Origin of the sequence: Asticcacaulis sp. EMRT-3 (genome assembly GCF_030027245.1) — a bacterium.
Lineage (GTDB): Bacteria > Pseudomonadota > Alphaproteobacteria > Caulobacterales > Caulobacteraceae > Asticcacaulis.
Genome location: NZ_JASERT010000001.1, coordinates 1,604,553 through 1,629,218 on the forward strand (window position 1 = coordinate 1,604,553; position 24,666 = coordinate 1,629,218).

A 24,666-nucleotide genomic window follows, 5' to 3' on the forward strand; every position below is an offset into this window, starting at 1 on the left:
GCGTTCGTGCGATCCGAATGCCGGGAAACGTGGAGATACAGGTCACACATGATGCTTCACCTGCTCTCGACCTGGCTGGTTTCACCTTTGATCCTGCTGATCGGATTCGCGGCGGCGATTGTCGTGACGACAGCTCTGTCATGGCTGGTGATGCGCGGAGGCCCGATTGATTGCCCGCGCGAACGCGGTGCCCATGACCAGCCCACCCCGACCAGCGGAGGTCTGGCTATGATCGGCGGTACGGCGCTGGCCGTCGGGCTGGTCGTCTGGCTTTTCGGCGCGCAGATTCCGGGCGGCGCGCGTGACGGTTTGCTGCTGCTCGCCTTCGCCAGCCTGATGGGCCTGTGCGGGGCGCTCGATGACGTGTTCGACCTGCCAGCCCGATTGCGGCTCGGCTTTCAGGTCGTGCTCAGCCTGGCCTTTTCCAGCCTTTATCATGTCACCCAGCTCGATTTTGGCCCCGGCCTGATCCTGAACCTGCCGGTCTGGGTGAGTATCGCAGGCAGCACCCTCTGGCTCGTTCTCGGCATCAATGCCATAAATTTCATGGACGGCGCCAATGGTCTGGCCGTCGGCAGCCAGACCCTTGCGCTGGCGGTGTTTGCCTTGCTGATCCTGCTGCTGGCCCCCCTCAGCCCGATTGGGGCCTGGCTCGGTTTGCCGCTGGTCATCGCCGTCTGCGCTATCGGTGCGCATCTCGGTTTTCTGCCGTTCAACCTGCCGCCGGGCCGCACCCGTCGCGCACTCGCCTTTCAGGGCGATGCCGGTTCCTTGTTCGGCGGGGCCCTGATTACCGGCCTCACCCTGATGGTGCGCGCTTACGGCGTTGGTTCGGTGTGGATCGGCGGCTTCGTGCTGGCGCCTTTGCTGGTCGATGTGGTGCTGACCCTGATCGTGCGTGCCCGTCATGGCCAGAATCTGATGCGTCCGCATAAGGAGCACCTCTATCAGCTCTGGCTGCAAAAGCGCGACCCCAGCCATCTGCGGCTGGCCTGGCGAATCTGGCTCCTGATCGCCGCCTCCAGCGGGGTGGGGCTGGCAGCCCGGCTGATCGACTGGCGTTACCATACCGATATTCGCTTCATTGCCCTGGCCTGCGTCCTCGCTTTTTACAGCCTGGGCTGGATGCGCCTGCGTGAACGTCTGCTGGCCGCCCCGGTCAAAGGCACGACGGCTGTCAGCCAGGCCTGATTCAGACGTTTGATTTCAGGTCTGGTCTTCGGGATCGACCCGCCCGCGTCCGGCCTTGACCGTAGCCCGGATCGCCTTTCCCACCAGCCGACGCTGCACCGAACCGCGCGTCGGCTTGGTTTTGATGCGTGGCGGCGGCGGCGGTTCGGCGGCCTTTTGCACCAGTTCGACGAAGCGCTGCAATGCCGCCTTGCGGTTCATATCCTGCGTGCGGTGGGTCTGGACGAACAGCACCAGCTCGCCCTCCTGCGTCACCCGGCGGCCGCCTAATCTGGTCAGCCTCTGCTTGATGTCGTAAGGCAGGCTCCAGTTGTTGACGATCGAAAAGCGCAGTTCCACCGCCGTCGAAACCTTGTTGATATTCTGGCCGCCCGCGCCCGAGGCGCGCACGAAGGTTTCGTGCAACTCATCGTCAGGTACAGAAAGGCGCGGCGTGATATAGACCATGCCGCGCCCTTATCAGAAAAATTAAGCTCTGTCCGGATTCGCGTCAGGGCGAGCCGAGAATGGCGCTTTTCGAGCAACGGAGCGGAGCCTACCGTGCTCAAGGAGCAAAGCGTTCGCACACCTTAAATGTGTAGGTGAGCACCGGAAGCGCAGACAAGCGCCAATTCGCAGGCCGCCCTCACGCGAATTCTTTAAGCTAAAGAGGCTTTCAGCATCCATAGATGCTTCTCATGCGCCGTGATGCGCTGGGTGCACAGGTCGTTGGTGGAAATATCGCCCGCCTCATCAGCCATTTCGGCGGCCTTTTTCAGCGTCGCCACTGTGGCTTCGTTACCGGCCACCAGATCCTTCAGCATGGCATCCGCCGAAAGCGACGGATCGCCGTCCTTAATCGAGGTCAGGTTGCCGAAGGCGTCCGAACCCATCGGCGCAACCTCGCCCAGAGCGCGGATGCGTTCAGCGATCTCGTCCACCGAAGTCCAGATTTCATTATATTGCTCTTCCAGCAACAGGTGCAGGCCACGGAAATTAGGGCCGCGCACATTCCAGTGGTAGCCATGTGTCTTCTGATAGATGGTAAAGGTGTCAGCCAGAACCTTGGACAGTTCGTGGGCCACGGTCTTGTTGTGATCGACGCCGGTTTCTTTCGCCATGTGAATGCTCCTTCTGGACGGTGATGATGCCCATCAATATGACGCCGACCTGTAAGGATTCAAGGTGTATCGCGGCCAATAATCACCGCATTTCTGGTATGTCTGCACAGGCCGAAAAAGGCGCCCGATCACGGCTGTTGTCATAAATCGTGATGATTTTACGACAAAAGCATATTGCATCATACGCCGCAGTGACTATTTTATAGCTACCTTATGCTTAAATTGAGCATAAGTGATGACTGCCCCGCCCACGAGCCGTCTTAAGGAGCCGCTCATGCTGGATCAAGCCCTGCCGCTGGACTTCACCCCTGAGGTGGAAGCTGAAACCCGTGCGATCCATGCCCGGCTGAGCGGCAAGGTGTCGCCGCTGGAATGGCAGATTCAGGCCCCTTTGATCGCCGCCATCAACCGGCTGAAGCGCGAAATGAACGCCGTCATTCTGGCGCACAACTATATGACGCCCGATATTTTCCACGGCGTTGGCGATTATGTTGGCGACTCACTCGGTCTGGCGCGCGAAGCGGCCAAGTCCGACGCCGCCATCATCGTGCAGTGCGGCGTGCATTTCATGGCCGAAACCTCGAAGATTCTGGCCCCCGAAAAGACGGTGCTGATCCCCGATCTGCGCGCCGGCTGCTCGCTGGCCTCATCCATTACCGGCGAGCAGGTGCGGCTGATCAAGCAGCGCTATCCGGGCCTGCCGGTCGTCACCTATGTCAATACCACCGCCGATGTGAAGGCTGAAACCGACATCTGCTGCACCTCGGCCAATGCGGTTCAGGTGGTCGAACATATTGCGCGGCAATGGGGCGTCGATACGGTCATCATGCTGCCCGATCAGTTCCTGGCCAAGAACGTCGCCCGCCAGACCGACATTAAAATCATCGTCTGGGCCGGAGCCTGCGAAGTGCATGAACGCTTTGATGCCGAAGATATTGCCGAGGTGCGCAAGGCCCATCCCGGCGCGGTGGTGCTGGCCCACCCGGAATGCCCGCCCGATGTGATCGCGGCGTCGGATTTCACCGGTTCGACCACGGCGATGAGCGACTATGTAACGAAAAACAAGCCCGCTCAGGTGGTGCTGATCACCGAATGTTCGATGGCCGATAATGTCACCGCCGATGCGCCGGGCGTCGAATTCCTGCGCCCGTGCAACCTCTGTCCGCACATGAAGCGCATTACCCTGCAAGGCATTTATGACAGTTTGCGCCTGCATCAGTTCGAGGTGACGGTCGATCCGGCCATTATCCCGCGCGCCGCCCTAGCCGTGCAGCGCATGATCGACATGCCGCCGCTGGCAACCCCCGCCCGCTACGACATGGTCAAGGCAAGGCATCATGTTGATGTGGAAATGATCTCGTAATTGTCCATCTACAAACTGTAGCGCCCCCTCCGGCGGGACTTCGCCCGCCCCCTCCCCCGCTTCTCAGGGGAGGATCAGAACCACCCCTTGATCCTCCCCTGCGAAGCGGGGGAGGTGTCAGCGCGAGGCTCGAAGAGCCGGTGTCGCTGACGGAGGGGGCAAGCTTAAGGAGGCCATCATGGCCGAAGTCTATATCCATAACGGCCCATTGATCATCGGCGCAGGTCTGGCGGGCCTGTCCACGGCTCTGGCCTGCGCGCCGCATAAGACGCTGGTGTTGTCACCGGTCAGCCTCGGTCAGGCCTGTTCGTCGGCCTGGGCCCAGGGTGGTATCGCCGCGGCGCTTTCCGCCGAAGATTCCCCCGCCGCCCACGCCAGCGACACGCGCAATGCCGGTGCCGGGATCGTCGATGATCTGGCCGCCCTCACCCTGACTGAGGCGGGGCCCGCCACCGTGCGCCACCTCAATGATCTCGGCGCGCCGTTTGACCGCACCCCCGAAGGCGGCTTTGTGCTCAACCGCGAAGCCGCGCACGGTCTGGCTCGCGTGGCGCGCGTCGGCGGCGATCTGGCCGGCAAGGCAATCCTCGAAGCCGTGGTGCGCGCCGTGCAGGCCGCGCCGCATATCGAAATCTGGGAAAACGCACAGGCGCTTGGCCTTATCAAATCGGACGCTAAAACCGTCATCGGCGCTTTGATCCGGCGCGGCGATCAGGTGATCGAAATCTATGCCCCCGCCGTCATTCTGGCCACGGGCGGTTCGGGCGGGCTTTACGCCGTCACCACCAATCCGGCGGCCCTGCGCGGCGAAGGCATGGCGATGGCCGCTCTGGCGGGGGCCGAGATCGCCGATCCCGAATTCGTGCAATTCCACCCGACCGCGCTGAAATTCGGCCTCGATCCGGCCCCCTTGGCCACCGAAGCCCTGCGCGGCGAAGGCGCCACCCTGATCGACACGCATGGCCGCCGGTTTGCTTTCGACGACCACCCCGATGGCGAACTGGCCCCGCGCGACATCGTGGCCCGCGCCGTTTTCACGGCCGACAGAAACGGCGGCGCGTTCCTCGACGCCACGAAAGCCATCGGCGCGCATTTCGCCGAGGAATTCCCGACCGTCTTCGCCTCGTGCATGGCACAGGGGCTCGACCCGCGCGTAACACCCATGCCGGTGGCCCCCGCCGCCCACTATCATATGGGCGGCATCAAGACCGATATCGACGGGCGCACCTCGCTTCACGGCCTCTATGCGGTCGGCGAATGCGCCTCCACCGGCGTACACGGCGCTAATCGTCTGGCTTCCAACAGTCTGTTAGAGGCCGCCGCCTTTGGCGAACGCACCGGTCTGGCCGCCGTCGCCGGTCTGGCCGCCGATTTCAAGCCCGATCCGGCCGATGCTATAAAGCCCGCCGTGCCGCCGCAACTGCCGCCGCAAGACCTGCAAACTCTGCGCGACGCCATGAGCCTTTATGCCGGTCTGGTGCGCGACGAAGCGGGCCTGAAGACGCTTCTGGCCCTGATCGACCAGCTTGATCAGGCCCATCCGGGCGCCCTGGCGCTGGTGTCCGCACGCCTGATTGTCGATTCGGCCTTGCATCGGCGCGAGAGTCGCGGTTCTCATTACCGCAGCGACTTCCCGCACACCGAAACGACGGGCAAGCGCACCTCTACGGACTGGAACGCTGTGAAACCTGCCTTGCCACTTTCACCATCGAGGGAACCCGCCTGATGAACATGACCGGACTGCCTGACCTTCTGATCGAACCCGTTGTACGCGCAGCACTTTTGGAAGATTTGGGAAGGGCCGGTGATGTGACGGCAGCGGCGGTGATCCCGCCCAAGGCGCGCTTTCAGGCCGAATTCCGGGCGCGCCAGACCGGCGTCAGCGCCGGTATCGACTGCGCCCGCCTCGCTCTGGAGATGATGGATCCGCACATTCGCTTTGAGACGCTGCTGCCCGATGGCAGCGCGGTCAAGCCCGGCGATGTGATCGCCCGCATCGAGGGCAAGGCGCGCGCCATACTGGCCGCCGAGCGCGTGGCGCTCAATCTGCTTTGCCATTTGTCGGGCGTAGCCAGCCTGACCGCGCGCTATGTCGAAATCGTCGATGGCCTGCCTGCCAAGATCGTCTGCACGCGCAAGACCCTGCCCAATTTGCGCGGCCTGCAAAAACATGCCGTGCGCTGCGGCGGCGGACATAATCACCGCTATGGCCTCGACGACGCTATCCTGATCAAGGACAACCACATCGCCATCTGCGGCGGGGTGGAGGCAGCCATGCAGCGCGCCAAGGCGGGCGTCGGCCACACGATGAAGATCGAGATCGAGGTCGATTCGATTTCCCAGCTCAAACAGGCCCTGCCCTTTGGCCCCGATGTGCTGCTGCTCGACAATTTCACCATCGATATGTTCGCAGAAGCCGTGAAGCTGGCAGCCGGAAAGACCCTTCTGGAGGCGTCCGGCGGCGTCAATCTCGACACCGTGCGCGCCATCGCCGAAACCGGCGTCGATGTGATTTCGGTGGGCGCGCTCACCCACTCCGCACCCAATTTCGACATCGGACTGGACGCGGTTTAGAATCTCAGACGCCGCCCTTGACGAAGCTTAAGCGCGACACATACTGGCTCAGAGGCTTATCGACCAGAGCATCAAACACAAAGGCCGCCGCGATGGCCAGGGCGACGCCAAAGCCCCACAGGCCCCATTGCGCCGCCGTGCCCAGTCCGAAATGGCTGACCAATTTGGCCGCCAGCCCGAACCAGATCGCCCCCACCAGCGAATGGACGAGAAACAGCGCGAACGAAGCCCGTCCCATGCGCTGAGTCACCACGGTTTCGCGGAAGGTGACCCCGCCCGAAACCGCCAGAACCAGCGCCAGTAAGGCCAGCATCAATGTGTCGAGGCCGAAATTGCGCGGCAGCAGGCATAAAAGCGGCAGGGCGATCAAGGCCCCCACCGCGCCCAGCCAGAAAACCGCTTTCGATGTCGTCAGGCCCGCTGTAGCCCGCTCGATCAGGCTGCCGATCACGAACAGCGGAATGGCGCGCAGCAGCCCCCATTCAAACGGCACATCAACATAGGGATGGTGCACCAGCAGCAGGGCCAGCAGATCGGCCCCGGCCAGCACCAGCACTGCGATCAGCGCCATCTGCCAGCGTTTCAGCCGGTAAACATAGGGCACGTAAAAGCTGAACAGGCCATAGCAGACCAGCAGGGCCGAGATCGTCCAGGTCGGCACATTCCACGAGGGCTCTTTGAACATGCCCCAGCCATGCACCATGAAGGCCTGCGCTATAAAGGCAAAAACGCCATATTTTTCCGGGTGTTTCGGCGTCAGCCCCACCGCTGCCGACAGCATGACGAACGCCCCGAAGGCGAGCAGCACCAGAATATGCGACGGCCACAGGCGCGCAAACCGGCGCAGGAAGAAGTGCGTGCGTCGCATGTGCGAATGCACCAGCCGTTCGCCATAGGCGCGCATCAGCACATAGCCCGACAACATGAGGAAGAAATCGGTGGCCAGCCAGCCTTGCCGGAAGACCGGCAGCAGGGTTTCCAGATCGCGCGGCGCCGTACTGCCATAGTGGAACAGCAGGATGAACAGGGCGGCGAGAAAGCGCAGCACATCAAGCGACGCGCCGCCGGTGCGCTGCGTTACGGGTCTGTTCGACACGAGGCCGGGAGAGGAGAATAAAAACGGCTTCACGCGAAGGAGTTTAGGCCAAAGCTGTTAAAATTTTTTTGGGATGCGCTCCCAGAGCATCATGCCAAAAAGTGGGTGCCACTTTTTGGAAAAACATGATGCGTAAGCAAAGACTTAGAGCGAGATGACGAGTCTATCTAAAGTCATCTTGCTCTAAAGTCAGAATCCCCACCACCACGAGCCATTCTTTGCGCGGCATACCCATGAGTCGGCTCGCGGTCCCCCTCCCCAAATTTGAAGGCAAATTCGGGGAGGTATAAGATAAAGTCTAATTATACCTCCCCATCTTCGATGGGGAGGGGGACCATCAAGCGTAGCGCAGATGGTGGTGGGGGGTCTTGTTCTTACGACCCCGAAGGCGCTGCCGAAGCCGAAGAGGTCGCCGCCGTGGCGTGGGCCGCCTTGCCCGGCTTCATGAACTTGACCAGCACGCGCTGACCGATCAGGAAGGGGGCCTGATCGGCGCTGACCACCACCTCGACCACGCGCTCGTCGGTGGCTTCATTGGCCCCGTCCGACAACAGCTTGCGCGCCCCGAACGTAGCGGCGATGCGCAGCACCTTGCCTGTATAGGTCTTGGCCGGGTCGTTTTCCGAAACGATCTCAGCCTCCTGCCCGACATGCACGTCGGGGATGGCGCTTTCGGTAATTTCAGCGCGCACAATATGCGGAATGGCCGGTTCGATGTCGAACATGTCCGACACATTCAGCGTCGAGGCCCCGGCGCCGGGATTGGCGTAGCGGCGGATGATCTTGCCATCCATCGGAGCACGGATAATGGTCAGTTCTTCATTATATTGCGCCTGCGCCAGTTGCGCCCGCGCCGTCTGCACGGCGGCCAATTGCGAATCAAGCGTGGCCTTGGCGGTGTCGATGGCGTCGCGCGCCTCATCGAGCTTTTGCTTGGCGACGAAATTCTGCGGGGCCAGCGGGGCCAGACGGTCATATTCGCGTTGGGCCGTGCGGATATTGACCTCGGTCAGTTGCTCGGCGGCCTTCGCCTGCCCCACCTGAGCCTGTGCCGTCTGGACGGCCAGCCGCTGGGCGTCATCTTCCTGACGGGCCAGTATTTCGCCCTTGGTGACCGAATCGCCTTCCTGCACATAGACATCGCGCACCGTGCCCGGCGCGCGCGCCGCCACCTGGATTACGCCGCCCTCGACATCGACCTTGCCATTGGCGATGGTGGCGTAGGGGCTTTCCGGCACGGTGACCGCCGCCTGTCCGCCACCCTTGCCGCCGGGCTTCATATGGCAGGCGCTGACCGACAGGGTGAAGATGGCGGCCAGCGTCAGGGTGGCGGCATAGGTGACGGTGCGAGACATGTGGTTTCTCTGTAAATTTATTTGTCGGGGCAAAAATTTAAGCCATAGCCGGCGGCTCAGAGACCATATGGTCGCTTAAGATATGGCCGTCTTCCATGTGGATGATGCGGTCGGCATAGGCTTCGAGGCGCGGATCGTGCGTCACCACCACCACAGCGGCGCCGCGTTCCTTGGCGGCCTGATGCAGCAGCTTGATCACCACCTGACCCGATACCGAATCGAGCGCCGAGGTCGGCTCATCGGCGAAGATCAACGACGGCGACTTGGACAGGGCGCGCGCAATGGCCACGCGCTGCTTTTCGCCGCCCGACATTTCCGACGGCCGTAAAGTCAGGCGATGGCCTAAGCCCACCGATTCCAGCACGGCGCGGGCGCGCAGTTTCGCTTCGCCATGCGGCACCTTGCAATATTTCAGCACCTGCTCAACCTGCTGGGTGGCGTTGAGCGACGGGAACAGGTTGAAGCCCTGAAAGATGAAGCCGCAGTGATCGAGGCGGAACTTGTCGATCTTGCCGCGCTTCTTCTTCCACAGGTCTTCACCCAGCGCCAGAACGCTGCCCTCATCGGGTTTCATCAGGCCCGACAGCGCGGCGATCAGGGTCGATTTGCCCGACCCCGACGGCCCCATCACCATCGTCACCTGACCGTGCCAGGCGGTGAAATCGACGTTTTTCAGCACCTGCTGTTTGGTCTTGCCAATCTTGTAGCTCTTGCCGAGCTGTTTGGCGTCGAGTGCCAGTCTGGGCGCTAATTTGGGTGCATCGCTCATCGCAGCAGATCCGCAGGCTGGCTTTTCTTGAGGACGCCGAGCGAGAACAGGCCCGACAGGATGGCGATCAGCAGCAACACCACCGCCACCGGAATATCGATATAGAGCGGGAAATCCATCAATATGCCAAAGCTGTGAGCCAGCAACGCCACCCCGCCCACCAGCACCACGGTCAGCCCCAGCCCGGCAATCCCCACCCAGAAGCTCAGCTCCATGATGATCCAGCGCAGCGAACCCATCGAAACACCCAGCGCGCGCAGGCCCGCAAATTCCTTGATATTGGCCAGGATCGCCGCCTGAAGCGTCTGCCAGGTGATGACAATGCCGATAAAGATGCCGACCACCACCATGAAGCCGACCAGAATAGAAATCCCGCCCTCTTTCAACATGCCGCTTTCCGACACTTTCGACAGGTCTTCGCGCGTCCAGGCCTTATACTGGCCATTGCCCATCTTGTTCAGCTCGGCCACCACCTGTTTGACGCGCGATGGATCCTTGATGCTGACCAGCAGCGAGCCGACGCGCGGGCCGTCCTGCACGATGTACAAAAGCTTGGCCGTCTGGCTCGACATGAAGACCATCGAATTGAACATCGACGGATAGTCGTTGGTTTCGCCGCGCACATAGACGGTCATGCCGTTCATCTTGGCCTTGTCGCCGATCTTGACGCCCAGCTTGCCCTCGCTCGACTTGTCGATCATGATGGCATAGGGCTCAAGGATAGTTTGCAGCATCTGCTCGTTGAAATCGGTCGGCACGGTGAGCGCGCCCGGCGTCGGATCGATGACAATGACCTGGACGCCGCCGCTTTTGGCGGGTTGCCCCGGCTTAGGAAAATTCGACCAGCCCGCCCAGCCACCGCCCAGCGGCATGACACTGAGCACATCGGGATGCTGATAGATGGTCGGGATAATGCGGCGCGGCAGGCCGTTGGAATTGCCGAACAGGCCCTGAGCCGTCGGCGGCAGCACCATGATCTGGGCCGGTGAACGATCGATGGTGGCGGTGAACGCCTTGCCGACGCCCAAAAACATGCCGGTCATGGCCAGCACCAGCAATCCGGCGACAGCCAGGGCGATGATGGCGGCAAAATAGCGCCGCCATTCAAAAATCAGCGTTGATAAGGCTAGTGACACACATCCCCCAGTGGCTGACGCGAAACGCATCCGCCAACATCTACAGGTTTATTCTAAAGGCCGGATTAAATCACCGCAAGGGGCAACACCGTTCACTTTACAGCTAGCTACAGCCCACCGGCGCGTAAATGCGCAGCCCTGAGCCAGATCATAGCCGGCAAGCGAAGCGGGTATCTCTATACCCGCGAGCGCAGACTTGCGCCACCTACAGCCCACCGGCGCGTAAATGCGCAGCCCTGAGCCAGATCATAGCCGGCAAGCGAAGCGGGTATCGCTTATACCCGCGAGCGCAGAGTGCGTATGAGGTGGCCAGGGATGCGCATTTACAGGTCGTCTTTGGCGGCGATGAAGTAAGCCGCGCCCGTCCAGACCGAGATGATGGCGGCGGCCCAGATCAGCAGATAGGCGGCGGGAAAGACCCATCCCGCCCAGGCGGCGGGCAGGTCGAAGGCCGACCAGCTTTGCGCCAGCAACAGGCTGCCCAGCGCAATCAACTGCACGGTGGTTTTGATCTTGCCCATGAAGCTGACCGGCACCTGAACGCCTTTTGCACCCGCCGCTTCGCGCAAGGCGCTGACGGCGAATTCACGAAACAGGATGAAGGCGGCGGGCAGGTCGAAATAGGGATCGCTGGTTTGCAGGGCGAACAGGCCGAGAATCGTGCCGCACACCAGAATCTTGTCGGCAATCGGATCGAGAATCGCCCCCCAGCGGCTTTCGGCGTGTAATTTGCGCGCCAGCATCCCATCGAACAGGTCGGTAAGAGCGGCGATGACGAAGATATAAAACCCCCAGCGCTGCATCCCGAACAGCATGTCAGAGGTGGTGTTGAGGAACGGAATCCCGCCCGCCGCCCCGGTCAGGAGGCAGAACATCACCACCCCGGCGATCAGACGGATCAGGGTGAGGATATTGGGGATCGGGTTGACGGATTCGCCGGTCATTGAGTCTGCCTGCTGCTGGGGGCCTGTTGGCGGCGCATATTAGCCATCTAAACCCGGCGGCCAAGCCTTTTATCCGATTTGGAGTCACGAAAGCGGCACAGCCCCCGCAGCGGCGCGCTCAATCGCCATGAAAGAAGTCATAGATCTTCTGCGCCATCGCCTGCGAAATGCCATCCACCTTGACCATATCCTCGACGCGCGCCTGCGACACCTCTTTGCCGGAGCCAAAGGCCGCCAGCAGGGCGCGTTTGCGCACGCTGCCGATGCCGTCGATTTCGTCGAGCGGGTTTTTGGTGATGGCGGCGTCGCGCTTCTGTCGGTTGGCGCCGATGGCGTAGCGGTGGGCCTCGTCGCGCAGGCGTTGCAGATAATAGAGCACCGGCGATTTTGGCTCCATCATGAAGGGCAGCCTTCCAGGCATAAAGAAGCGCTCCAGCCCCGCATCACGGTCGGGCCCCTTGGCGACGCCGATCACCGGAATATCGTCAATGCCCAGTTCGCCCATCACGGCCAGCACGGCGTCAAGCTGGCCCTGCCCGCCATCCACCAGCACCAGATCGGGCCGCCCGAAGCCCTTCTGATCTTCCGGCAGATCCTTTTCGCGGATCAGGCGCATGAAGCGGCGGCGAAACACCTCGGCCATCATGGCGTAATCATCGCCCGGCACGGTATCGAGATCGCGGATGGTAAATTTGCGGTACTGGCCTTTCAGAAAACCTTCCGGCCCGGCCACGATCATGCCGCCCACCGCATGGGTGCCGCCGAGGTGCGAATTGTCATAAACCTCGATGCGCGTGGGCGGGTTTTCCAGACCGAAAACCTCGGCCACGCCGCGCAGCAGTTTTGACTGCGCGCCCTGTTCGGCCATACGACGACCCAGGGCCGCGCGGGCATTATTGAGCGCGCTTTGCACCACATCAAACTTGTCGCCGCGCTGCGGTCGCGTCACCGTCACCTTGCGTTCTGCGCGTAAGCCCAGCGCCTCGGCCATCACCTCCGGCTCATGCAGATCATGCGACAGCAAAACCAGCTTCGGCACCTGACGATCCTGATAAAACTGGCCGAGAAAGGCATCGAGGATAGTGCCTGCATCGTCCTCGGCATCGACGCGCGGGAAATAGGCGCGGTCGCCCCAGTTCTGACCGGCGCGATAGAAAACCACCTGCACGCAGGCCGCCGCGCCCTCGTTAAACACGGCAAAGACATCGGCCTCTTCGTCGCGCAGGTCCACCGATGACGACATCGAGACATGGTTAAGCGCCCTGACCCGGTCGCGCAGATGGGCGGCGCGTTCAAAATCCATCTCGTCCGAAGCGGTCATCATCTCGGCGGTCAGGCGCTCGATCACACTGCGGCTCTTGCCCTTGAGGAAATCATGGGCCTGCTTCGCCAGCTCCTGATAGTCGTCGAGCGCGATTTCGCCGGTACAGGGGGCCGAGCAGCGCTTGATCTGATGCAACATGCAGGGCCGGGTGCGCCCGGCATAGACCGCATCTGTGCAGGTGCGCAGCAGGAACGCCTTTTGCAGCGTGTCGAGCGTGTGATTGACCGCCAGTGTCGAGGCGAACGGGCCGTAATAATCGCCCTTGATGGTGTGCGCGCCGCGATGCTTGGTGATCTGCGGCGCCTCATGATCCTTGCGCACCAGAATCTCGGCGAACATCTTGTCGTCGCGCAGCAACACATTATAGCGCGGCTTCAAAGCCTTGATCAGACGCGCTTCCAGCAGCAGGGCCTCGCCCTCGGTCTGGGTGCGCAGCAGAACCATTTCGCGCGTCAAAGCCACCATGCGGGCGATGCGCTGGGTGTGGAAACGGCCTTGCGCATATTGCAACACGCGCTTTTTCAGCGACTTGGCCTTGCCGACATACAAGACCTCGCCCTCGGCACCCAGCATCCGGTAAACCCCCGGCTTATCGGGTGCCAGAGCGGCCTCGCGGCGGATCAGGGCCGCGCCGGTCAGAATCGCGTCTGCGGGTTCAACTGTATCGTCCTTATCCATATCCGCCTTTTAGCATGACTCGCGGCGCATATATGGCGTCGATACAGCGAATGTCACCTCCACCGCCGCGACGGGCGCAAGGCTTGGTAACATTTAAGCCATCACACGTCCGTGATTGTGATTTTGCATTTGCGGGCCAATGCCGTAAAGCCTGCCTTCATGTCGTTTTTGTCACTTTTCCCCGCCCTCCTGCATTCCGTCAAGACGCCCGCCCCGGTCGCGCCCCAAGGCGTCGTTAAACCCAAAGGCGAAATCCGCGCCCTGACGGGCCTGCGCGGCATCGCCGCTCTGTATGTGGTGTTTTTCCACGCCAATGGCCTGCACGCCTTTCCATCGCTGGTGCGGCCCTTCGTCCATCACGGCTATATGGCGGTCGATCTGTTCTTTTTATTGTCGGGCTTCGTGATGGCCCTGACCTATGCCGACATGTTCCGCGACGGTTTCAGCCTCAGCAATTTCAAGACCTTCATCCTGCTGCGGCTGGCGCGCATCTATCCGCTCTATCTGCTCGTTACCCTGATCACGGCGGTGCTGATCAGCACGGTCTTGTCGTCCACCTATCATTTCGACGATAATGTGCTGCGCGCCCTGCCCTATAATCTGACCCTCACCCATGTCTGGGGGCTGGCCTATGCCATTGTGCCGCCGTCATGGTCGATCAGCACCGAATGGGCGGCCTATCTGCTGTTTCCGCTCAGCATCATGGTGGCGATGTGGCTGCCGCGCCGCTATGCGCTGGCGGGCGTGGTCGCGGCCTTCGCCATCCTGGCCTCCGTGGCCTTCGGCCCCTACTGGATGACACGCCACCATCATATGCACGGCCAGCTCGATGTCGTGCATTCCTATGCGCCGGGCACCATCCTGCGCTGTTTGGCCTCGTTCTATATCGGTCTTGTCGCCTTTCGTTTCCGTCATCGGATTCCCGCCGCCGCCGCCAATGTGGCGATGGCGCTGGCGCTGATTTTGCTGTGTTTCCGCAATACCGACCTGTGGCTGGTGGCGGTGTTCGCCGTGCTGATCATGGGCCTGAGCCATGATCAGGGCCCACTGGCGCGCCTGCTGCAAAACCCGGTCATCTACTGGCTGGGGCTTGTTTCCTATGCGCTCTATCTGGTGCATGACCTGATCCAGAAGATCATCCTCAAATCCATGCCGGCCTGGGGCGTGGGCGACAGCCTGTCGCGCAGCTCATGGGTGTGGATTTCGATCGCCATCTCGCTGGCCGTGGCGGCCGTGGCCCATTACGGCTTTGAAAAACCGTCACGGCGCTGGGCGCGCGGCCTGTTCACAAAACGCGACAGCGCCGTCGTGGCCGCACCGGCGGAATAGATCACCACAGCGGATCGGGCGGAAAGCCCATCAGCGCTTCCTGAATCCGCCTGAGCGAACCGGCATTGATATTGTCGGGCAAGGCATCGAGCGCGAAAAAATCGACATTCTTGATCTCGGCGTGCGAGGTCATGGCGCAGGCCTCAAAATCATCGACGCGGAACACCAGCACATGATCGCCGGGGAAAAAGCGCTCATTGGAATGAACTGACAAGAGTTGCGGCAGGCCCACCGGATTGACGCCGGCTTCCTCGCGCAGTTCACGCGCCACGGCCTCATGCGCCGTTTCGCCCGTATCGACGCCGCCACCGGGCAGCCACCAGCCTTCGAGATAGGTGTGTTCTACCAGCAGAACGCGCTTATCCTTATCGACCACCAGCCCACGCACACCTAAGGTCTTGCCGCGCGTCGTGCGCGACCAGGCGAAAAAGAACGGCCTCGAATAGGGCTCGACGATGCGCTTCCAGTCTTCCATGCCGCGATGTTGCCGGTTTTTTTCAGATAGGCAAGGGCGGAAATTTCAATAATGCTACGCGCCACCTCACCATGCAAAACAGGCTTGCCCCCCGGCCCGGCTGAGTTTAACACCTAAACACCATCCTTTGCGGAGTCGCTCCATGCTTGCCATCGCTATTTTCGCCGTCTTCCTGATCGTCATCGGCCTGCTCAACGTCGTCGATTTCGGCCGCGTTGACTAAGACCGCTCCCAAAACGGCTCTCGTTACCGGCGCCGCCAAGCGCATCGGCCGCGCCATCGCCATCGCCCTGGCGCGTGAGGGCTATAATATCGGCGTCCATTATGGCCGTTCGCGCGACGATGCTTTAGCGCTGGTCGCCGAACTGGAAGCCATCGGTGTGCGCGCCTGCGCCTTACAAGCCGATCTGGCCGATGTCGCCACCATCAACCATCTGATCGACGATGCGCGCGCCAGCCTCGGCCCCATCGACGTGCTGGTCAATAATGCTTCGGTCTTTGCCGATGACCGCGCCCGCAGCCTGACGCTTGAGTCGTGGCGGCTGCATATGGATACCAATCTGCTGGCCCCCGTGCTGCTGGCTCAGGCCTTCGCGGCGCAAGCTAATCTGCGCGCCGGTGCCTCGATCATCAATCTGATCGACCAGCGCGTGCTGAAACCCTCACCGCCCTTCTTTTCCTATGGGCTGTCGAAAGCTGGCCTGTGGCACGCCACGCGCACACTGGCGCAGGCCCTGGCCCCCGCCATCCGCGTCAACGCCATCGGGCCGGGGCCGACGCTCAAATCGATCCACCAGTCCGAACAGGATTTCGAACGCGAATCGCGCGCCACCCTGCTGCGCAAGCCCACCTCACCCGAAGAGGTGGCCGAGGCCGCCCTGTTCCTGCTGCGCGCCCCCAGCGTCACCGGCCAGATGATCTGCGTCGATTCCGGCCAGCACCTGACCTGGAAGACGGTCGATATGCTGGATTTGTGATCCGTATATCGTATGAAAGCCCCCTCCGGCTCAGTATATCCTCCCCTGCAAAGCGGGGGAGGTGTCGGCGCGAAGTCGCCGACGGAGGGGGCAAAAAAGACGCCTGGCATTACCCATATGTTCGATCTTTAAGGCCTGCTTTTCAGCTTTTCCCGCACATAACGCACAATCCCCTCACTGACATCATGCGCATCCGCCATAATATCGGCGGCGGCGATCCGCATTGTCTCGATACCCTGCTGCGCAACCCATTGATCGCGCAGATGATCGCGTTGCGGTCTGTCTTCGCGTTCATGAATTTGCCCGTCCACCTCGATAATCAAACCCGCTTTCGCGCAGTAAAAATCAGCGATATAGGGGCCAAGCGGATGCTGGCGGCGAAAGGCAAACCCCTCGCGGGAATGCCCTTTCAGGCCGATCCATAACAAGACCTCGGCATGGGTCATCTGCCTGCGGAAATGCCGCGCCAGTTTAATTTTCGCACCTTTGCGCATAAATGCCCCCTCCGGCTCGACAGGCTCGCCACCTCCCCCGCTTCGCAGGGGAGGATAAAATGGACTGATCCTCCCCTGTAGCGCCGCGTACGGGGGAGGTGGCGCGGCTTGTCCGCGACGAAGGGGGCAAAACCGCCTTACCGCCGCCTGGTATTACCCATCAAACCGCGGATCAACTGACCGGCGATGGCGATGCCCACCGAACGGATGATCGGCACGGCCACCGACGACACGCTTTTGACCATCTGGGCCTGCGCCTTTTGCCGCGCCTTTTCATCGGCCAGCTTCTGGCGCTCGACCTCTTTTTCGGCCTGTACGGCGGCGCGCTGGGCGGCCTTGTCTTCGGCGCTGGGCGGCGCAGGCGGCGCGGAAGCCGCCGCAGCGGCCAGCCGTCCGCTCAACACCTCAAACGCCGATTCCCGGTCGATCGCCTTGTCATAAACGCCTGACACCGGGGAGGCGGCGATGATGACGGCGCGTTCAGAATCGTTCACCGGCCCCATGCGCGAAGCGGGCGGACGGATCAGGGTGCGCTCGGTCACGGTCGGCGTGCCCTTGGCGTCCATCAGCGACACCAAGGCCTCACCCGTCCCCAGTTGCTGCAAGACCTCCAGCGTATCAAAGGCCGGATTGGCGCGGAACGAATCAGCCGCCGATTTCAGCCCCTTCTGCTCCGAAGGCGTATAGGCGCGCAGCGCGTGCTGGACGCGGTTGCCCAACTGGCCCAGCACCGTATCGGGCACATCGGCGGGATTTTGCGTGATAAAATAGATGCCGACGCCCTTGGAACGGATCAGGCGCACCACCTGCTCGATCTTTTCCAGCAGGGCTTTCGACGCTTCATTAAACAGCAGATGCGCCTCATCAAAGAAAAACACGAGGCGCGGCTTATCGGGATCGCCGACCTCCGGCAATTGCTCGAACAGTTCCGACATCAGCCACAAAAGGAATGTCGAATAGAGCTTAGGGCTCTGCATCAGCTTGTCAGAAGCCAGCACATTGACATAGCCCTTGCCGGAAATATGGGTGCGCATCAGGTCTTCGAGCCTGAGCGCCGGTTCACCGAAAAACTGCGCCGCGCCCTGATTTTCGAGCGTCAACAAATTGCGCTGAATGGTGGCGATGGTGGCGGGCGACACCTGACCATAGGTGGCACCGATGTCTTTGGCATTGTCGTTGAGATATTTAAGCATGGCGCGCAGGTCGTCGAGATCGAGCAGCAGCAGGCCTTCCTTATCGGCCACGGCAAAGGCGATATTGAGCACGCCTTCCTGCACATCATTGAGATCGAGCAGGCGCGCCAGCAGAAGCGGCCCCATTTCGGAAATGGTGGCGCGGATCGGGTGACCCTTCTGGCCGAACAGGTCCCAGAAAACCACAGGCGCAGCGGCGGGCTGAAGATCAAGACCAATCTGTTGGGCGCGCTCCAGCACCTTGTCATTGAACTGACCGGCCACGGCAATGCCCGACAGGTCGCCCTTGATGTCGGCGGCGAAGACCGGCACGCCTGCATCCGAAAAGGCCTGAGCCAGAATTTGCAGGGTGATCGTCTTGCCCGTGCCGGTGGCTCCGGCCACAAGGCCATGCCGGTTGGCGCGATTATAGAGCAGGGTTTCGGGCAGCTTGTCGGCATTCTGCGCCTGCCCCACAAAAGCACCGGTTGAGTCTGCCATGATCACGCTCCTGTATGATATGAAGTACGAATTACCGCATCGGCGCGATACGCGCCAGATGCGGCGTCAGCCAGTTGCGAATGTGTTTGCGCATCGGCATTTCGAAAAAGCGAAAGCTGAGCCAGGCCAGCCCCATCGCCGTGCCCATAAAGGCCACGAAGGTCAGGGGCGAACCGAAAATATGGGCGCGCGCCGCGAAGGGCCAGTGGGCCATCACCAGCATGATGCTGATCTGCAAGGGAAAATGGATCAGATAAAGCGAATAGCTGATGTCGCCGATCCAGGCGATACGATGCAGGCTGTCCGGTTTCAGCCACGCCGCCTGCCACAGATTACGGCGCAGGCCGAAATAGACAAGGGTGAGCGGGATCAGGCCGTACACAAAGCCTTCGGTTGACAGGGCCGCCGTCAGGCCGAAACCCTGCGTCCTCAGCCAGTGACGCGCGGGATGCCACAGGGCGTCATAGGCGCAGATATAGGCCAGCAGCCACAGGATCGGCAAACAGGTGACCAATGCGATTTCGGCCCGCCTGCGCCAGGTTTCGCGCTGACGCAGAGCTTCCACCGCATACCAGGCCAGTCCGCCCAGAAAGAAACTCGGCAGGCCGCGCACGAAATCATCGGTCGGGTCAGGATGCAGATATTTGAACACCAGACCCGCCACCACCAGAGCCATCGCCGTCCAGACCGAGTTGAGCCGGAAGCGGCAGAGCAGGAAGAAGACGACATACAGGAACACCTCGACCGAAATCGACCAGCTTGGCCCATTGAACGACTGGTTGGCGTGGGGCCGCCACTGATGCACCATAAACAGGTTGAGCACGAAATTGATCGGGCCATTATGGCTGTAGATGAAATCATGGCCATAGACGGTATGAAACGCCCACTGGATCAGGGCCACGGCGATAAAGGTCATGAAATATAAGGGATAAAGCCGCGCAAACCGGGCAATGAAGAAGCTGCGCAGGCCGGTCTGGCGCGTCGAAATGGCCCCGGAATAGAGCCAGAAAAACACATAGCCGGAGATCGAGAAAAACAGCTCGACGAAGAACTGGCCATAGACATAGACCGGCATCAACACGGTATGAAACGGCATGTCGTGATAATCAAAACCGGCGGCGTCCGAGATCAGCAGGAAGTGCTTGTAATGGAAGGTGACCACCATGAAGGCGGCCAGACCACGCAAAATATCCAGCTCGTAGAACCGGCTTTCCGTCACTTTCGGGCTGTCGCCGGAGCCGGTCAAAACCTTGCGCTCCTAGGTTTGACGCTCGACACTATAAACAGCCAGCGCCTCAAGCGCCGAACGCCACGGGCCGGCTGCAAAACCGCTGAGCGCCGCCAGCGCCGCATCGGCATAGGCGCGCGCCGTCTTGCGCGCCGCATCAAGCGCGCCGGAACTGTGCATCAGGCGCTGGGCGTGGGCGAAATCACCGGGCTGTTGTTCGCGGCGGCCAATCGTCCGTTCCCAGAACGCGCCTTCGGCACCTTGCGTCGCCTGCATGGCCAGAATCAGTGGCAGGGTGGACTTGCCCTCGGCGAAGTCGTCACCGGCATTTTTGCCGAGCGCATCCGCCGAGCTTTCATAATCGAGCACATCGTCGCGGATCTGAAACGCGAGGCCGAGATTGAGGCCGTAATCATAAAGCGCCTGAATCTGCGCATCGCTGGCCTTCGCCGCCACCGCGCCGCTTTCCGAGGCCGCCGAAAACAAGGCCGCCGTTTTCGACGAGATGATTTCGATATAATCGGCCTGGCTGAGATTGAGATCAAACGCCTTGGTCAGTTGCATCACCTCGCCCTGGGTGATGACCGCAGATGCTTTTGACAAGATGCCGAGCGCCCGCAACGAACCGGTTTCGACCATCAGCTCAAAAGCGCGGGCAAACAGGAAATCGCCGACCAGCACCGAGGACGGTGCGCCCCAGATCAGGTGGGCGGCCACCTTGCCACGGCGCAGGGATGAGGAATCGACCACATCATCGTGCAACAGGGTGGCGGTATGGATGAATTCGACCGCCGCCGACAGATTGTGGTGGTGACGGTTATCGGTGCCACACAGACGCGCCGCCGCCACGCACAGCAGGGGCCGCAGGCGCTTGCCGCCCGCCGAAATCAGGTGTTCGGCCAGGGCCGGAATGGTCGGCACATCCGACTGCATACGGTCGGTGATCAGGGCGTTGATGCCGGCCATATCGGCGTCGCACAACGCCACCAGCGCCTGAACATCCGCCTTCGGCGCCACCGCTGCATCGGCTCCGGCGCGCACAGTATCGAGATTGGCCGAATCCAATGCGTTAACTCCTGACATTCACGCTCCGCCATAAACCGCCTTGACGATACAGGCAAGGCGTCACGATACTATTTAACGTTTAGGTTCGCCGGAGCAACAGCTTGAAATCCACTATTTTATCAGAAATCTCTCCAATATGAGCGAAACCACCGCCAAAACCGCTCTGCCGACCACCCTGACCCATCTGCTGGGTCAGAGTGTGCGCCTGATGCAGCCCGCGCGCGGCTATCGCGCTGGCATGGATGCTGCCCTTTTGGCCGCCGCCGTGGCGGCCCTGGCGAGCGAGCGCCGCGCCGCCAGCGCGCTCGAACTGGGCTGCGGCGTCGGCGGGGCACTTTTGTCGCTGAAAGCCCGCGCCCCGCACCTGACCCTCACCGGCATCGAGCGCGAACACGATCATGCCGGACTGGCGGCGCATAATGTGGCGCTCAACGGCTTTGAAGATGTGCGGATCATCACGGGCGACATCGCCGGCGGCTTTAAAGCATTCGGGCTGAATCGCTGTGACATCGTGTTTTGCAACCCGCCCTATTTCGACGATCCGAACGCTTTACGCGCCCCCGATGAGAACAAACGCGCCGCCTGGATGGCCGATGACGGCTTGCAGGCCTGGCTCGATTTCGCCACGGCAGCGGTGCGCGATGGCGGCCATATCGTCTTCATTCACCGCGCCGACCGGCTGGCCGACCTGCTCGGCGGGCTGACCAGATGCGGCAGCTTCATGATCAGGCCGATCCTGCCCTTTGCCGATAGCGACGCCAAACGGGTGATCGTGCGCGCCCAGCGGCTCGGCAAGGCCCCTCTGCGCCTGCTGGCGCCTCTGGTGCTGCATGATGGCGGCGAACGCCAGCACACAGATACGGTCGAGGCTATTTTGCGCGGTGAAGCAGAATTTTCGTGGTGATGGCAGCGGCCAGCACCCGCGCCCCGGCCATGCTTAAGTGCTGGCCGTTGAAATAGAGGACGCCGATGCGCGCCGCATAGACATGGCACAGGCGCTCATCACAAAAACTGTCGGCGGGGCGGATCAGCCTCATGCCGTGCGCCGCCGTGAAGCCTTGCAGTTCGGCGGAGATGGCGGCGTGGGCGGCATCGAAAGCGACCCGCGCCTGCCCCAGATCGCGCGGATCACGCCCCAGCCGCATGTACAGACCGACAGCCGAGGGCGGGTCGAAATTATAGACCGGCAAGGGTGCGATGATCACCACCGCCTTCCCCGCATGGCTGAGATCGAGCGCGCTCAGTTCCAGCCCGCCAGTCATGGCCGCCGCATCCGCATAACGGTCGAAATTGGCGATCAGCACCACGGTCTTGATCGCCGGATCGGCCTTCAGATGCAAGAGCGTATCGGCATTATGGGCGCGGCAGGCCGGATTATAGGCGATGCGAAAACCGAGACTGGGCGGGCAGGCCGAAGCCGTGATCTGACGCACGCCCATGCCGCTTTCACCCAAGGCCTCGGCCAGTTCGACGCCTTCCGAATCGCCCCAGACGGCCAGCGACGCCGCACCTTTCGTCCCCAGAACACAGGTGTCAGCATAGGCGCGCTGCGCCCCCGTCGCCAGATGGCAGCGCTTGCGATCAGGGCTGAAATCCTGCGCGGCGGCAAGGGCGGTTTGTTCGCGTAAGGAAAAGCGCTGCGGCAGGCCGTGACCGGCGAAAATCAGCAGGCACGGCAACACCGACGCGGCCATCAGGGCGGCGGCAAGGCCCCACAGGCGACCGCGCGGCCAGGCATATTTCAAAGCGGGCTGTTCGATAAAACGCCAGCTTAAAAAAGCGATGGCCAAGGCCAGAACCAGCGCTGTCACACTGACCCACAGATGCTCACCCAGCACCATGCGGCCATAGACCAGCAGCGGCCAGTGCCAGAGATAGAGCGAATAGGAAACATTCCCTGCCATCACCAGCGGCGGGGCGGCGATCAGTCTGTTGCCATAACCCTCGGCGCTGATCAGCAGACAGGCCGCGCCGAGGCAGGGCGGCAGGGCGTACAGCCCCGGAAACGGCAGGTCGGCGTTCAGCAGGGCCAGACTGGCCACGATCAGCACGAGCCCGGTCACGGACAGCCAGTGCTGGCGAGCGGGCGTGGCGGCGTAAGTCTGCAAAGGCAGGCACAGGGCGCCGATCAGAAGCTCGAAGGCGCGCGTGGTCGGCCAGTAAAAGGCGGCGTCTCCCGGCGTCAACATGGCCGCCAGCAGAGACAGCAAAGCCAGCCCCGCCAGGATCGGCCACAGGAAGCGGGCCGCAAACCTTCGGATCACCAGCAGTATTACCGGAAAGGCGAGGTAAAACTGCTCCTCAACCCCCAGCGACCATGTGTGCAAAAGCGGCTTGAGCGAGGCTTGCGTGTCGAAATAGCCGCTCAGATGCGCAAAAGCGAAATTGGAGGCGAACAAAGTGGTGAAAAACTGCGTATAGACCAGTTCGCTCAACAGCCTGGGCGGCAGGATGATCAGACCCGCCGCCAAAACGGCGAAAAGCATCCCGTAAAGCGCCGGAAACAGCCGCCGGATGCGCCTTTTGTAGAAGTCGCGCAGGCGAAAAGACCCGCCTTCCATGCCGTCCAGCAGGATGCGCGTGATCAGGAATCCGGAAATGACGAAGAAAATATCCACACCGGCAAAACCACCCGGCACCGCGCCGCGAAAGGCATGAAAGCCCAGCACGGCCAGAACGGCCACACCGCGCAGACCCTGAATATCAGCGCGTTTTGAACCGGTTTCGGTCATGTCTGACCTTGACCCGCCGCTTCATCCAGATCGCGCTTGGTGCGGTCGAGCAGATTGTCTTTCAGAGCGGCGCGGCGCGCCAGCAGGTCGGGGCTGCCCGCGTCGTAATCCTGCATCAGGCGGCGGACAAAATCGCCCGACTGCACCGATTGCAGCACGTCCTGCATGGCGGCGCGCGACGCCTCGCCGATCACGCGCGGGCCGGTCAGATAGGCGCCATATTCGGCGGTGTTGGAGATCTTGCCAAAGCCCTCTGACATGCCGAGTTCCCACAAAAGATCGACGACCAGTTTCAGCTCATAACAGGTTTCAAACCACGCCACTTCGGGCGGATAACCGGCATCGACCAGGGTTTGAAAACCATTGCTGACCAGTTCGCGGGTGCCGCCGCACAACACCACCTGTTCGCCAAACAGATCGCTTTCGCATTCGGCCTTCATCGTCGTTTCCAATATGGCCTTGCGCCCGCAGCCGAGCGCCGCCGCAAACGACAGGCCAAGCGCTTTGGCCTGCCCGCTGGCGTCCTGCTGCACGGCAAACAGACAGAAGACGCCCTCGCCTGCCACGTAAATATCACGGATGCGCGGGCCGATCCCCTTAGGCGACACCAGCAGCACATCGACATCCTCAGGCGGCGTCACCAGCCCGAAATTGCACGACAAACCGTGGGCGAAAATCAGGGCCTGACCCACGCGCAAATGCGGATGGATCTCGTTGGCAAACAGGTCGCGGTGGGCTTCATCTGAGGTCAGGATGACCAGCACATCGGCCCATTCCACGCCTTCGGCCACGGTCACCACATCAAAGCCGTCGCCCTCGGCCTTCGCCCGCGTGGCTGAGCCGGGTTTGAGCGCCACCTTGATTTGCGTCACGCCGGAATCGCGCGCATTCAGCGCCTGGGTGCGCCCCTGACTGCCATAGCCGATCACCAGCACACGCTTTGAGCGGATGATCGCCAGATCGCAATCCTTGTCGTGATAAACGGGTAAAGACATGGCGGGCTCCGCAAAAGAATCGTTCAATAGCGTTCGTTTTAGGCTATTAAGAAGGCCCCCTCCACCACTTCGTGGTCCCCCTCCCCATGCCTTCGGCACAGGGAGGAGAGGCAGGATCGCCTTTCTCCTCCCTGTCTTTGATGGGGAGGTGGCGTCGAGCCCTTAGGC

Annotated in this window: 22 protein-coding genes; 7 read left to right on the forward strand and 15 right to left on the reverse strand. The window is 61.6% G+C overall.

All coding sequences use genetic code 11. The features are described from left to right. Positions 1 to 48 precede the first annotated feature (48 nt). Positions 49 to 1,191: a glycosyltransferase family 4 protein gene (locus QB905_RS07740; RefSeq protein ID WP_282974130.1), complete on the forward strand. Its 1,143-nt coding sequence runs from the start codon at positions 49 to 51 to the stop codon at positions 1,189 to 1,191. 15 nt (positions 1,192 to 1,206) lie between these two features. On the opposite strand, the gene arfB is transcribed toward QB905_RS07740, so the two are convergent. Both arfB and QB905_RS07750 read right to left on the reverse strand, forming a co-directional pair. Next, positions 1,207 to 1,638, reverse strand: a complete 432-nt coding sequence (gene arfB, locus QB905_RS07745) for an alternative ribosome rescue aminoacyl-tRNA hydrolase ArfB (protein WP_282974132.1) — start codon at positions 1,636 to 1,638, stop codon at positions 1,207 to 1,209. A 191-nt stretch (positions 1,639 to 1,829) separates the two neighbouring features. Beyond that, positions 1,830 to 2,291, reverse strand: a complete 462-nt coding sequence (locus QB905_RS07750) for a Dps family protein (RefSeq protein WP_282974133.1) — start codon at positions 2,289 to 2,291, stop codon at positions 1,830 to 1,832. Positions 2,292 to 2,565: 274 nt separating this feature from the next. Here QB905_RS07750 and nadA point away from each other — a divergent pair, with 274 nt between their 5' ends. The 3 genes from nadA to nadC all read left to right on the forward strand — a co-directional run bounded on the left by nadA (position 2,566) and on the right by nadC (position 6,228). After that, positions 2,566 to 3,654, forward strand: a complete 1,089-nt coding sequence (gene nadA / locus QB905_RS07755; RefSeq protein WP_282974135.1) for a quinolinate synthase NadA — start codon at positions 2,566 to 2,568, stop codon at positions 3,652 to 3,654. A 178-nt stretch (positions 3,655 to 3,832) separates the two neighbouring features. Beyond that, positions 3,833 to 5,380 (forward strand): L-aspartate oxidase, encoded by a 1,548-nt coding sequence (locus QB905_RS07760; protein WP_282974137.1) that lies wholly within the window; start codon positions 3,833 to 3,835, stop codon positions 5,378 to 5,380. After that, complete coding sequence (gene nadC, locus QB905_RS07765) at positions 5,380 to 6,228, forward strand: carboxylating nicotinate-nucleotide diphosphorylase (protein ID WP_282974139.1); 849 nt, start codon at positions 5,380 to 5,382, stop codon at positions 6,226 to 6,228. Before QB905_RS07760 ends, nadC begins: the two co-directional genes overlap by 1 nt. A 4-nt stretch (positions 6,229 to 6,232) precedes the next feature. Here nadC and QB905_RS07770 read toward each other — a convergent pair whose 3' ends face one another. From QB905_RS07770 to uvrC, 6 genes are all read right to left on the reverse strand, one after another. Further along, positions 6,233 to 7,324 carry an acyltransferase family protein gene (locus QB905_RS07770; RefSeq protein ID WP_282974141.1) on the reverse strand — a complete coding sequence of 364 codons (1,092 nt, stop codon included), beginning with the start codon at positions 7,322 to 7,324 and terminating at the stop codon, positions 6,233 to 6,235. Between the two features lie 374 nt (positions 7,325 to 7,698). After that, positions 7,699 to 8,679, reverse strand: coding sequence for an HlyD family secretion protein (locus QB905_RS07775; RefSeq protein WP_282974142.1), 981 nt, complete (start codon positions 8,677 to 8,679; stop codon positions 7,699 to 7,701). 37 nt (positions 8,680 to 8,716) lie between these two features. Then, entirely contained in the window at positions 8,717 to 9,448 is a 732-nt protein-coding gene (locus QB905_RS07780) for an ABC transporter ATP-binding protein (RefSeq protein ID WP_282974144.1), read from the reverse strand. After that, entirely contained in the window at positions 9,445 to 10,584 is a 1,140-nt protein-coding gene (locus QB905_RS07785) for an ABC transporter permease (protein WP_282974145.1), read from the reverse strand. Before QB905_RS07785 ends, QB905_RS07780 begins: the two co-directional genes overlap by 4 nt. A gap of 323 nt (positions 10,585 to 10,907) precedes the next feature. Then, on the reverse strand, positions 10,908 to 11,528 hold the full coding sequence (gene pgsA / locus QB905_RS07790) for a CDP-diacylglycerol--glycerol-3-phosphate 3-phosphatidyltransferase (protein WP_282974147.1): 621 nt from the start codon (positions 11,526 to 11,528) through the stop codon (positions 10,908 to 10,910). Positions 11,529 to 11,646: 118 nt separating this feature from the next. Beyond that, positions 11,647 to 13,530 (reverse strand): excinuclease ABC subunit UvrC, encoded by a 1,884-nt coding sequence (uvrC, locus tag QB905_RS07795; protein ID WP_282974149.1) that lies wholly within the window; start codon positions 13,528 to 13,530, stop codon positions 11,647 to 11,649. A gap of 159 nt (positions 13,531 to 13,689) precedes the next feature. Here uvrC and QB905_RS07800 point away from each other — a divergent pair, with 159 nt between their 5' ends. Further along, positions 13,690 to 14,859, forward strand: a complete 1,170-nt coding sequence (locus QB905_RS07800; RefSeq protein ID WP_282974150.1) for an acyltransferase family protein — start codon at positions 13,690 to 13,692, stop codon at positions 14,857 to 14,859. 1 nt (position 14,860) lies between these two features. On the opposite strand, the gene QB905_RS07805 is transcribed toward QB905_RS07800, so the two are convergent. Then, positions 14,861 to 15,334 carry an NUDIX domain-containing protein gene (locus tag QB905_RS07805; protein ID WP_282974152.1) on the reverse strand — a complete coding sequence of 158 codons (474 nt, stop codon included), beginning with the start codon at positions 15,332 to 15,334 and terminating at the stop codon, positions 14,861 to 14,863. A gap of 215 nt (positions 15,335 to 15,549) precedes the next feature. Here QB905_RS07805 and QB905_RS07810 point away from each other — a divergent pair, with 215 nt between their 5' ends. Beyond that, positions 15,550 to 16,311, forward strand: a complete 762-nt coding sequence (locus tag QB905_RS07810; RefSeq protein ID WP_282974153.1) for an SDR family oxidoreductase — start codon at positions 15,550 to 15,552, stop codon at positions 16,309 to 16,311. A gap of 128 nt (positions 16,312 to 16,439) precedes the next feature. Here QB905_RS07810 and QB905_RS07815 read toward each other — a convergent pair whose 3' ends face one another. From QB905_RS07815 to QB905_RS07830, 4 genes are all read right to left on the reverse strand, one after another. Then, entirely contained in the window at positions 16,440 to 16,805 is a 366-nt protein-coding gene (locus QB905_RS07815; RefSeq protein WP_282974155.1) for an endonuclease domain-containing protein, read from the reverse strand. 137 nt (positions 16,806 to 16,942) lie between these two features. Continuing rightward, the gene (locus QB905_RS07820) at positions 16,943 to 18,478 is read right to left on the reverse strand and encodes a helicase HerA-like domain-containing protein (RefSeq protein ID WP_282974157.1); all 1,536 of its coding nucleotides are present in this window, start codon (positions 18,476 to 18,478) and stop codon (positions 16,943 to 16,945) included. 31 nt (positions 18,479 to 18,509) lie between these two features. Then, a complete protein-coding gene (locus tag QB905_RS07825; protein WP_282974158.1) occupies positions 18,510 to 19,724 on the reverse strand; it encodes an acyltransferase family protein in 1,215 nt (404 codons plus the stop codon). A gap of 12 nt (positions 19,725 to 19,736) precedes the next feature. After that, complete coding sequence (locus QB905_RS07830) at positions 19,737 to 20,789, reverse strand: polyprenyl synthetase family protein (RefSeq protein WP_282974159.1); 1,053 nt, start codon at positions 20,787 to 20,789, stop codon at positions 19,737 to 19,739. Positions 20,790 to 20,907: 118 nt separating this feature from the next. Between QB905_RS07830 and QB905_RS07835 the strand changes: the two genes are divergently transcribed. Beyond that, a complete protein-coding gene (locus tag QB905_RS07835; RefSeq protein ID WP_282974161.1) occupies positions 20,908 to 21,675 on the forward strand; it encodes a tRNA1(Val) (adenine(37)-N6)-methyltransferase in 768 nt (255 codons plus the stop codon). On the opposite strand, the gene QB905_RS07840 is transcribed toward QB905_RS07835, so the two are convergent. After that, positions 21,641 to 23,503 carry an acyltransferase family protein gene (locus QB905_RS07840; protein WP_282974162.1) on the reverse strand — a complete coding sequence of 621 codons (1,863 nt, stop codon included), beginning with the start codon at positions 23,501 to 23,503 and terminating at the stop codon, positions 21,641 to 21,643. The genes QB905_RS07835 and QB905_RS07840 overlap by 35 nt on opposite strands. Next, positions 23,500 to 24,498: a ketol-acid reductoisomerase gene (gene ilvC / locus QB905_RS07845; protein WP_282974163.1), complete on the reverse strand. Its 999-nt coding sequence runs from the start codon at positions 24,496 to 24,498 to the stop codon at positions 23,500 to 23,502. The genes QB905_RS07840 and ilvC overlap by 4 nt, the downstream gene beginning before the upstream one ends. Between the last annotated feature and the right edge of the window lie 168 nt (positions 24,499 to 24,666).

Coding starts and splice junctions, on each gene's coding strand:
- QB905_RS07740 (WP_282974130.1), top strand. CDS start 49: ATGATGCTTCACCTGCTCTCGACCTGGCTGGTTTCACCTTTGATCCTG.
- pgsA (WP_282974147.1), bottom strand. CDS start 11,528: ATGACCGGCGAATCCGTCAACCCGATCCCCAATATCCTCACCCTGATC.
- QB905_RS07840 (WP_282974162.1), bottom strand. CDS start 23,503: ATGACCGAAACCGGTTCAAAACGCGCTGATATTCAGGGTCTGCGCGGT.
- arfB (WP_282974132.1), bottom strand. CDS start 1,638: ATGGTCTATATCACGCCGCGCCTTTCTGTACCTGACGATGAGTTGCAC.
- QB905_RS07835 (WP_282974161.1), top strand. CDS start 20,908: ATGAGCGAAACCACCGCCAAAACCGCTCTGCCGACCACCCTGACCCAT.
- QB905_RS07800 (WP_282974150.1), top strand. CDS start 13,690: ATGTCGTTTTTGTCACTTTTCCCCGCCCTCCTGCATTCCGTCAAGACG.
- QB905_RS07820 (WP_282974157.1), bottom strand. CDS start 18,478: ATGGCAGACTCAACCGGTGCTTTTGTGGGGCAGGCGCAGAATGCCGAC.
- ilvC (WP_282974163.1), bottom strand. CDS start 24,498: ATGTCTTTACCCGTTTATCACGACAAGGATTGCGATCTGGCGATCATC.
- QB905_RS07805 (WP_282974152.1), bottom strand. CDS start 15,334: ATGGAAGACTGGAAGCGCATCGTCGAGCCCTATTCGAGGCCGTTCTTT.
- uvrC (WP_282974149.1), bottom strand. CDS start 13,530: ATGGATAAGGACGATACAGTTGAACCCGCAGACGCGATTCTGACCGGC.
- nadA (WP_282974135.1), top strand. CDS start 2,566: ATGCTGGATCAAGCCCTGCCGCTGGACTTCACCCCTGAGGTGGAAGCT.
- QB905_RS07760 (WP_282974137.1), top strand. CDS start 3,833: ATGGCCGAAGTCTATATCCATAACGGCCCATTGATCATCGGCGCAGGT.
- QB905_RS07780 (WP_282974144.1), bottom strand. CDS start 9,448: ATGAGCGATGCACCCAAATTAGCGCCCAGACTGGCACTCGACGCCAAA.
- QB905_RS07830 (WP_282974159.1), bottom strand. CDS start 20,789: ATGTCAGGAGTTAACGCATTGGATTCGGCCAATCTCGATACTGTGCGC.
- QB905_RS07775 (WP_282974142.1), bottom strand. CDS start 8,679: ATGTCTCGCACCGTCACCTATGCCGCCACCCTGACGCTGGCCGCCATC.
- nadC (WP_282974139.1), top strand. CDS start 5,380: ATGAACATGACCGGACTGCCTGACCTTCTGATCGAACCCGTTGTACGC.
- QB905_RS07815 (WP_282974155.1), bottom strand. CDS start 16,805: ATGCGCAAAGGTGCGAAAATTAAACTGGCGCGGCATTTCCGCAGGCAG.
- QB905_RS07750 (WP_282974133.1), bottom strand. CDS start 2,291: ATGGCGAAAGAAACCGGCGTCGATCACAACAAGACCGTGGCCCACGAA.